The 8,744-nt window shown below is 69.4% G+C and carries 7 protein-coding genes; 3 read left to right on the top strand and 4 right to left on the bottom strand.

Translation table 11 applies throughout. From position 1 onward, the window contains the following. Positions 1-62: 62 nt before the first annotated feature. The 3 genes from AB0395_RS42270 to ricT all read left to right on the top strand — a co-directional run bounded on the left by AB0395_RS42270 (position 63) and on the right by ricT (position 3,310). Positions 63-809, top strand: coding sequence for a hypothetical protein (locus tag AB0395_RS42270; protein WP_366292077.1), 747 nt, complete (start codon positions 63-65; stop codon positions 807-809). Next, the gene (locus AB0395_RS42275) at positions 806-1,960 is read left to right on the top strand and encodes a glycosyltransferase family 4 protein (protein WP_366292079.1); all 1,155 of its coding nucleotides are present in this window, start codon (positions 806-808) and stop codon (positions 1,958-1,960) included. The genes AB0395_RS42270 and AB0395_RS42275 overlap by 4 nt, the downstream gene beginning before the upstream one ends. Positions 1,961-2,440: 480 nt before the next feature. Continuing rightward, positions 2,441-3,310: a regulatory iron-sulfur-containing complex subunit RicT gene (gene ricT / locus AB0395_RS42280; RefSeq protein WP_366292081.1), complete on the top strand. Its 870-nt coding sequence runs from the start codon at positions 2,441-2,443 to the stop codon at positions 3,308-3,310. Positions 3,311-3,430: 120 nt separating this feature from the next. On the opposite strand, the gene AB0395_RS42285 is transcribed toward ricT, so the two are convergent. Genes AB0395_RS42285 through AB0395_RS42300 form a run of 4 tightly spaced genes read right to left on the bottom strand, consistent with a single transcriptional unit; the run spans position 3,431 to position 8,621 of the window. Beyond that, positions 3,431-4,795: a DUF4407 domain-containing protein gene (locus AB0395_RS42285; protein ID WP_366292083.1), complete on the bottom strand. Its 1,365-nt coding sequence runs from the start codon at positions 4,793-4,795 to the stop codon at positions 3,431-3,433. Next, positions 4,788-5,780, bottom strand: coding sequence for a hypothetical protein (locus AB0395_RS42290; RefSeq protein WP_366292087.1), 993 nt, complete (start codon positions 5,778-5,780; stop codon positions 4,788-4,790). Before AB0395_RS42290 ends, AB0395_RS42285 begins: the two co-directional genes overlap by 8 nt. A 16-nt stretch (positions 5,781-5,796) precedes the next feature. Then, positions 5,797-7,893, bottom strand: a complete 2,097-nt coding sequence (locus AB0395_RS42295) for a hypothetical protein (RefSeq protein WP_366292090.1) — start codon at positions 7,891-7,893, stop codon at positions 5,797-5,799. Continuing rightward, the gene (locus tag AB0395_RS42300) at positions 7,890-8,621 is read right to left on the bottom strand and encodes a hypothetical protein (RefSeq protein WP_366292092.1); all 732 of its coding nucleotides are present in this window, start codon (positions 8,619-8,621) and stop codon (positions 7,890-7,892) included. The genes AB0395_RS42295 and AB0395_RS42300 overlap by 4 nt, the downstream gene beginning before the upstream one ends. Between the last annotated feature and the right edge of the window lie 123 nt (positions 8,622-8,744).

The following is an 8,744-nucleotide window of genomic DNA, read 5'->3' on the forward strand; positions in this document are numbered from 1 at the left end:
TACCGAACAATGTCCTGTTTTGCGGGGATGGGCAACGAGGGACCGGGGGACTCTTGGTCAGCATGGAAACGCGTCGGGAAGCGGCGGTGCCTGGGGGCAGGCGAGCCGTAACCAGCCGGGTGGACGACAACGACACACTGCGGGTCGAGTGGCCACAGCCGGATGACGCGGAGATCGTCCTGCGGCACGCCGAGACGGGGGAGGAACGCCCGGGGGCCGACCTCACCGGCCTGCGGGCGGGAATCTGGCTGGCGTCCCACCGTGGCGGCCCCCTGATGACCGACGACCCCGGGTTCTCGCTGGACGGTCTGCTCACCTACGCCGAGACACCCCGCGACCGGGAGATCAGGGCCTTCCGCACCACGGCGGGGATCCTCGCCCTGACGGTCCGCGAGGTCGGGCCGTATGTCGAGGTGACCGGCGTCGTCTCCGACGACGGCGTGATCGAGGTCGAGGGCCTGGTCGCGTATGGCGAGCCGTACGCGGGACCGGCCAGGCTCGTGGCCGTGGCGCGGAAGGGGCCAGAGCCGGTGAGCGGGCCCGCGGCCTTCAGCGGGCGGCGGTTCGGGGGTGGTGTCCCGATCGCGCCGATGGCGGAGGCGCAGGCGCGCAAGCGGGCCTTCTGGGACCTGCACGCGGAGATCGCCGGAGTACGGCTGCCGCTGGCCACCCGGCTCGACGACGTCACCGACAAGAAGACCAAGGTGCGCTTCCCCGCCCAGCACGTGGGGCGGATCAGGGTCAGGCCGTACTACACGGAGACCGACAGCCTGGCCGTCGCGCTCAGCGTCGAGGAGGAGACCTCGTGAAGATCTCCTACCTGATCCTCAACGCCTACGGCATGGGCGGCACGATCCGCGCCACCTTCGATCTCGCCACCGAGATGTCCGCGCGGCACGACGTCGAGGTGATCAGCGTCTTCCAGCACGCGGACCGGCCCTTCCTGCCGCTGGGGGAGAAGGTCGGGCTGCGCTCGCTGGTCGACCTGCGTCCGGGGGCGCGGGTCCGCTGGCCGTACACGAAGAAGGCGGAGCGGCTGAGCGCGCAGGAGAGCGCGCTGATCCACCCCGAGGAGCGCGCCTACTCCTCCTTCACCGCCTGGAGCGACGAGGTGCTCAGGCGTGAGCTGCAGCGGCTGCGCACCGACGTGCTCGTCACGACCAGGGCCGGGCTCAACATCATGGCCGCCAGGTTCGCCCGCAAAAAGACCGTGACGATCGCCCAGGAGCACCTGCACTTCGAGGCCCACCAGCCCGGCATCTTCGAGGAGATCCGGCAGTGGTACCCCAGGCTCGACGCGGTCGTCACCCTCACCGAGGCCGACGAGCGGGACTACCGGACCATGCTCGGCCAGGCCAGGACGCGGGTGTACACCATCGGCAACGGGCTGGCCGGAGGACCGCGTCCCCGCTCAAAGCAGGACAACCGGATCGTGCTGGCGGCGGGACGGCTGGTTCCGGTCAAGGGGTACGACCGGCTGCTGAAGGCCTTCGCCGAGGTGGTCAAGAAGCGCCCCGACTGGAAACTGCGGATCTATGGCGAGGGCCGGGTCGCGGACAAGCTGATCAGGCTGTCGGTCAAGCTGCGCCTGCACAACAACGTCACGTTCATGGGACCGACGGGCGACATCGAGGGCGAGCTCGCCAAGGCCTCGATCCACGCGGTCAGCTCCCGGTTCGAGGGCTTCGGCATGACCATCATCGAGGCGTTCGCCTGTGGGGTCCCCGTGGTCAGCTTCGACTGCCCCCGGGGGCCCAGGGAGATCATCACCTCGGGCCACGACGGGCTGCTGGTCCCGCCGGACGACGTCGACGCCCTCGCGGCGGGGCTGCTGAAGATGATCGACGACGAGGAGGGCAGGCACAGGATGGCCGCGAACGCCCTCGAAACGGCGAGGAAGTACGACATCTCCATGATCGCGGACCGCTGGGAGAAGTCCTTCGCCGAACTCACGCGCTGAGCGGGGTGGCGCGTGCTCAGGAGCATGCCGCGGGCCGGTGCCGGCCGGGAGGCGGTCATCCCTGCGAAGAGGCTGCCCGGTGTCTCCCATATGGTCGATGAGAGGTGCTTGACCTCCCAGCCGCGCGAGGAGAACCGCTGAGGCAGCGGATCGGCGGGGGTGCGCGTTCATAGGGCATGGACGGTGAAATCCTGCGGTCGCCATCGACGTGGCCTGTCTGGTCGAGCAGGCCTCGATGTGGTCGATCATCGTGAACAGCCTCCCGTGGGCGCCCGAGCGGAAGCAGTGCTCCTTCCCGGCCATCAAATGGTGAGCCGCCCGGATCAGGCCTCCGTCCCGCCGCCCTCGTCCGGGCGCTGAGTGTCGCGAGTCTCCGCCCCGGCTCGGGCAGCCCTCCGTGCGGGAGTCCCCAGAGGCGATCTCGGCGCGTAGGGTGGCGGAGTGGGCGCTTAGCCGTACCCCCTGCAGCCTGGGAGCCACATGAGCATGATCATGGCCGTGAGCTTCACCCGTTACGGCCGGTTGTACTACCTCGACCCGGGCGGCCACAGTCCTAAGATCGGCGACAGGGTGCTCGTGCCCACCGACGCCGGGCCCGAGGTCGCCGAGTGCGTCTGGGCGCCGCAGTGGACGAGCGAGGAGATCGACGGCCTGCCGGTGTGCGCGGGCCTCGCGGGTGAGGAGCACCTGACCCGCGACGAGACCAACAAGCGGCAGCGCGCCGAGGCCCGCAGTGTCTCCAAGCGCCTGATCAGGCGGCACGCGCTGCCGATGAAGGTCATCGGGGTCGACTATCTCGACGCGGAGAACGTCTACACGGTCTACTTCTCGGCCCCCCACCGCGTCGACTTCCGCGCCCTGGTCCGCGACCTGGCCAAGAACCTGCGCGCCCGGGTCGAGTTGCGCCAGGTCGGCCCCCGCGACGAGGCCCGCCTCCAGGGCGGGATCGGCCCGTGCGGCCGGGACCTGTGCTGCGCGACCTTCCTCAAGGACTTCGAGCCGGTCTCCGTGCGGATGGCCAAGGACCAGGACCTGCCGGTCAATCCGATGCGCATCGCCGGGGCGTGCGGGCGGCTGATGTGCTGCCTCAAGTACGAACACCCCCTCTACACCGAGGCGCACAGCAGGATGCCCAGGGTAGGGGCGAAGGTGGACACCCCCGAGGGTTCGGGAACCGTGGTCGGCCGCAACGTCCCCTCGGACTCGGTTGTGGTCCGACTGGACGACGGCGGACGCCGCTGCGCCTGCCCCTCGGCCTCCGTCTGTTCCCCGCGCAGGCAGCACGACGCGGCGTACGGCGGAGCCACGAAGGTCGCGGAGGCCGTGGAGGACGACGGCTCCGAGGAGTGATCGTCCCGGGGCGCGGCGGCAGCTGTGGAAACCGGTTCGCCCCTGAGACGACGCCGGATCGGCGGAAGGACACGTGTGACCCGGCGGGGAAGACCCCGCCGGGTCACGCGGAAGGGGGCGTTACCGGAACGCGCCCGTCATACCGACGTGCGGGTGGTTGCCGTTGATCCTGCCCTTCCCCCTGCTCTGGCGGTTCAGCTCCTCGGCCCGCTGGTTCATCAGCTCCTCCCTGCGGGCCCGTGCCTCGGCGTCGGCGGCCTTGCCCTCGATGTCGATGAGCTGGCGCCGCCTCCTGCGATCCTCCGCCTCGTCGTAGGCCCGAAGCTCGAGCTCGCCGATCTTCGCGTCCGCGTCGAGCTGGAGACGCTTCTCGTGGACCCTCTCCCGCATGCGGGTGGCGTGTTCCACCATGCGGTCGTAGGCGGTCGTGCCTCCCATGAGCTTGACGAGGACGGGAAGGCAGTCGATGAGAACGAGGAAGAGCCGGAACAGCCAGGTCGCCGCGAACAGGTAGGTGTTCTCCGAGGAGAGCTCGTGCAGGGCCCGCATCCGCTCCAGGATCCCGACGGGGTCGTTCTTGCCGGGCATCGTGGCCAGCTTCCTGTCGATCTCGGTCTCGATCTTCTTCCCGAAGTCCTCCCGCTTGCTGGCGAGGGGGCCGCCCAGCGCGGAGATCTGACGGCGCACCCCGTCGAGCTCCCTCTTGCTGGCCTGCCAGCGCTTCTTGGCCTCGTTCGCGTTTTTCAAGTCACGTCTGTAGATGGCGCCGTTCCCCGGCTTACCGCTCGTCGCCCCCGGAACCTTGTTGCCGAATAACTCATCGTTCGCCAGGTCCAAGCTGCCTTCGTATTTCTCCTCCTCGTGATCTACCTGTGTCTGCAGTCTCGCCTCATCCTTCTTCAGGTCGGCGATCCTGTGCTCGTCCACCACCGCGCCCGAAGTCAGGTAGTCGGCCTGCTCGCACCTGTGCCCCGGCGGCGGTGCGCCCGTCAGAGGGTTGCATTTCTTCAGCAGAGCCTGCTTGTCGGTCCGAGCGTCCTCTCGCTCGTCGATGACGTGCTGGACCACCGCGGTCTCGAACACCCTCAGGACCAGGGGCTCGGCGATGATGGAGCCCAGCACCACGGCGACGAGCAGGCGTGGGATGAGCATCATGAGCCTGCGCTGCCACATGCCGGTCACCGTCGAGACGAGCCACCGGTCGAGGTTGAGCACGATGAGCAGCCAGATCAGCGCGGGAACGACCATCGCGATGTGGACGCCGCCCAGGACCTGGCCGAGCGCGAACCACATCGAGGTCGCGGCGACGACCGCGGTGCCCAGCACCACCCCGCCGAGGCCGACGTAACGGGTCCGCTCCAGCGGCACCTGGTCGAGGATCCCCTCGTCGGCCCCCGCGAGGATCCGCAGCCGTCTGCCCAGGTCGAGCCGGACGGCGGGCCGGGACCGCGGGCGTCCCCCACGGTGGGCGGCGCCCTCAGTCATCGAGGTCCTCCAGGCCGATCCTGCGTGGGCCCGCGTCCCCGTCCGAGGACGTTCGCCCCTCACCGATCCCGAGACGTTCACTGTTCCCCGGCCCCTCGACGAAGGGGGCGTCCCCGATGATCGGGGTCATGACCCTCTCGATGAGCCGCTGTGTGTCGATGGGGAGGAAGTCCAGCGACCCGTCGGGCAGGCGGTTGATCAGTTCGGACAGGGCCTGCCTCCGGCTCTCCTGCGCCTCGCGGGTGACGCTCACGGCGTCGGTCATCAACAGCTGGTCGCGGCTGACGCCGAACGCCACGGTGGCCTCGGCCCCTCGCTTGAGGATCTCCTCGATCCTGGAGACGTCCCGGTTCTCGACCGCCCACTCCAGCTCCTTGGTCTCCCCGCTCCACTTGAGCTGCTTGATCCGCTGGCCGTGGGCGAGGATGTCGTTCGGCGGCAGGAGCGTGACGTTGACCAGGGCGACCTCGAGCCCGGCTATCCGGGGCGGGCAGAACTCCAGATAGGCGCGGACCCGGTTGGCGACCTCGACGGACAGCAGGTGTACCTCCTCGACGGGCCGGGTCATACCGAGCTGCATGAGCCCCGCGTCGTCGCGGAGGTGGTCGCGCAGGATCGTCGCCGCGTCCTCGACCCCGGTGGCGACGATCGTCTCGGGATCGGTCACCTTGCAGGCGAAGGTCGCCTGCACCTGGAAGGGGTAGCCCATGTCCTGGGAGGGGATCTCGACTCCGACCATGACCTGGCGGCCACGCAGATAGACGACGCTCACCGACCTCGCCCGCACGACGGCCTCCTCCGACCCCCTGAGGTGCTCGCCTTCGGTGTACGCCTGGTAAGCGCCGTTCACGGCGAAGACGAGGACGGTCCCCACCGGTGTCTCGGGGAGCTCGCTGAGGTCTCGCCGGGTGAAGATCCCCAGTCGGCGCCGGGGAGGCCGGAGAGCGCGCTCCTCGACGATCGGGTAGCCGCTGAGAGCGGGCATCGGTGTCTCCTTGATGTCATGAGGGGATTCGCCGGGCGCTCGCGTTGAGCAGGGCGAGGACGACGTGCTTGGCGGGAGGGGAGTCCCGCCGCACGTGCCCACCGGCGCATGCGTGGTTGATCGCGCGTCTGACCAGCACCGCGGCGGCCTCCGGCAGGGTCGACCACACCGCCAGGCCGAGCGCCTCAGCGGCCTCGGTGGCCGCCGTGGCCCCGGCCTGCTCTCCCAGGTGGCGGAGGGTACGGCACAGCGCGCGCACGGCGTCGGAACGGTGGTAGGCGCTGTGCAGCGTCCAGGCCCAGAGCGTGCCGATCGCCTCGGCGCCCGCGGGCCGGGACAGCAGCAGCCACGCCATGAGCGACTCCTCCCGCTCCAGCCGGTCGGCCTCAAGCACCGCGAGCACGGCCTGCAGGGCTCGCCGGGTTCTCTGCGGCTCCATGCCCTCGCTGAGATCACGGTCGAGATGCCTGACGAGCAGCCGGAGTCCGGTCAGCGCCTCGTCGTCCCGTTCGGCCGCGGCCTGGAACATGAGCGTCAGCGCTCTTTGGGCGACGTTGCTCACCCGGACGCCGCGCAGGGACAGGTACCAGAGCCAGTCGACCGTCTCGCCCGGGTAGCGGATCGACAGGCCTCCGGCGAAGGCGAGCGCCGCGGTCATCGCCTGGGGCTGTCCGGCGTTCTCGACCCAGCTCAGCGCGGTGGTGAAGGCCACGGCCGCGGTGGTGTCGTCCGCGCACATCATGGACAGGGTGCTGGCCGCGGTCAGGCGTTCCCGGACCAGGCCTCCCGCCCAGGGGGCGAGGAAGGACTCCCTGACCTCCTCTGGGCGTTTCCTGGCCAGCAGGGCCAGGCCCGCCGCCGCCTGGATCTGCACTTCGGGCAGGTCGTTGGCCAGCTCGCGGATCCACTGCCGCAGTGGCTCCAGCACGCTGTACCCGTAGACGCGGTAGAGCTGCAGGATCACCTGCTCGCGGTGGTGCGGGCTGCGGAAGACGACCCTGGGCTCTCCGGCGTCGGCCGACAGGGTGACCAGGGGGTTGCCGTCGTTCCACAGCCTCCGGCTCTGGGGCAGGTTCTCCCCGATGGAGCGCCGCTCGCGTTCCGCGCCCTGCCGCTCGACCTCGTCCGCGATGGCGGTCAGCCGTACCAGGAGGCGTTCGAAGACGCGCTCCGGCATGCCGTACGCGAAGGCGAGGGCGGCGACGGTCAGTACCTCCGAGCGTTTCGGCGTGCCGTCGAACCACGCGGTGACGGTGCCGCCGCAGAGATCGGCCATGATCTCCTCGGGCGACTGGGTGCCGCCGAGCATCTGCTCGGCGAGCTCGACGACCTGGCGAGGGGAGCGCAGCGCGGCGACTTCCGCGGGGATGCCCGCCCGCTCGTGGGCGGGACGGGCGCGGCCCAGGCGCTCCTGGAGCACCTCCAGCGGGTCCGGCGGCTCCCAGCCGATCTCGAACGCCTCGAAGCCCTGGCGTGTCTCCGCGCGGTTGAGGGTGATCACCAGGTGCGCCCCCGTCCGCGCCAGCCTGGTGCTCAGCGTGTCGAAGCCGAAGCGCCGGACGCCGGGCTCGACCTTCCCCTCGATCCAGTCGTGGACGAAGTAGATCCGGCCCTTCTTGAAGGAGGCGGCCAGCAGGTCGTCCAGGTCGAGGCCGGGGGAGAAGACGGTGATCCTCTCAGCGGAGAGCCCGGCCTCGGCCAGGAGCGCGACCCCGCTCGTCCACTTGCCGATGCCCTCGTCGCCGACAAGGACGACCACGTGCCGCTCGCGCAGGGTCGTCAGGGCCCGCTCGAAGCAGCGGGGTCTGACGAAGTTCCTGAGCGCGTGTTCGACGTCTTCGCGGTCGAGCCGCCCGGAAACCGACCGCACCCTCGGGCCGCCCGTGATGCCGAAGGTCGCCTTCTGCGCGCTGACCTCGGCGAAGAAGTTGTTGATCACATGGGCGGTCTGGCCGAGGGCATCCTCGTCGAAGTCGTCGTCCGCGCTCTCCGCCGCCTTTCCCTCCGGTCCCGGCTGCCCGTCCTGGTCTTGCTGTGGCGGATCGTCCGGTGAGGGCTCGGCAGGGGGCGCGAGGGGCTTCCCCTCGTCCTGAGAGGGTTCCTGAGCTGTCATTTACGGACGATCCCGAAGTTCACCTCGCGCGCCTTGACAGGCCCGTTCACATTGTTGATCACCTCTGCTTGCTGAGAGATGTTGGGTTTCACGCCGTTTGGGCGTTCTGTGGCTTTTGTTGAATCTGGCAGGTGGCTCAGGCTCCTCGCGTCGAGGTCCGGGGCCCAGACCCAGGCCGGGGCGGAGAGCTCCTTCTCCTGGACCATGACCCGGTGGAAGTCGCTTTTCGTATAGGAGGTGTGGCCCTGGAGCACCACGTCCTCGAAAACCCGCTGAGACAGGATGAGAACGATGTTCGCCTCCTGTCTCTCGTTGAACATCTGCTTGAGGGGACGCCAGTCGACCAGCCGGCTGGCCTCAACCACCGCCTGACCGGCGTATCCGTTCACCGACGGATACGCGGTGCCGAAGGCGAGCGCCACCCGGAGCCGGAACCGCTCCTCGGGTGCCAGGGCGTCGTTGCGTTGGACGAGCCCGCTGTGAAGCGCCCGCATGTACTGGTCGGCGACGAGGGGCTCGGGCTCGCTCGCCGGCAGGACGGCCAGCTCGCCGTCGCCGCCCGGCTGGATCGCCCAGGCGTCGCGGTTGAGCCCCGCCTGTGCGGCGGCGGTCGCGTGCAGGTCGACGAAGTTCCGCTGCATGGTTTCGTGCCGCTTGTCGTTGCCCTGTCCGTAGCCTCTGAGGTCACTCGACATGACGAGGGCGCGTTTGAAGGAGACGCTTTCCATGGGTTCCTGATTTCTTGCCTTCTGTGCTCGATGCCGCCGGGCATCAGTGTGAGGCAGCAGGTCGGGGGGGGGGAGCCCACAACAAAGCGCTGAGTAGCCCCCCCAAAAAAAAAAAAAAAAAAA

It is taken from the genome of Streptosporangium sp. NPDC051023 (assembly GCF_040689595.1).
Taxonomy (GTDB): domain Bacteria; phylum Actinomycetota; class Actinomycetes; order Streptosporangiales; family Streptosporangiaceae; genus Streptosporangium.

What these genes read in the sequence shown, in the direction of transcription:
- AB0395_RS42295 (WP_366292090.1), bottom strand. Translation starts at nt 7,893, where the DNA reads ATGACAGCTCAGGAACCCTCTCAGGACGAGGGGAAGCCCCTCGCGCCC.
- AB0395_RS42270 (WP_366292077.1), top strand. Translation starts at nt 63, where the DNA reads ATGGAAACGCGTCGGGAAGCGGCGGTGCCTGGGGGCAGGCGAGCCGTA.
- AB0395_RS42285 (WP_366292083.1), bottom strand. Translation starts at nt 4,795, where the DNA reads ATGACTGAGGGCGCCGCCCACCGTGGGGGACGCCCGCGGTCCCGGCCC.
- AB0395_RS42290 (WP_366292087.1), bottom strand. Translation starts at nt 5,780, where the DNA reads ATGCCCGCTCTCAGCGGCTACCCGATCGTCGAGGAGCGCGCTCTCCGG.
- ricT (WP_366292081.1), top strand. Translation starts at nt 2,441, where the DNA reads ATGAGCATGATCATGGCCGTGAGCTTCACCCGTTACGGCCGGTTGTAC.
- AB0395_RS42300 (WP_366292092.1), bottom strand. Translation starts at nt 8,621, where the DNA reads ATGGAAAGCGTCTCCTTCAAACGCGCCCTCGTCATGTCGAGTGACCTC.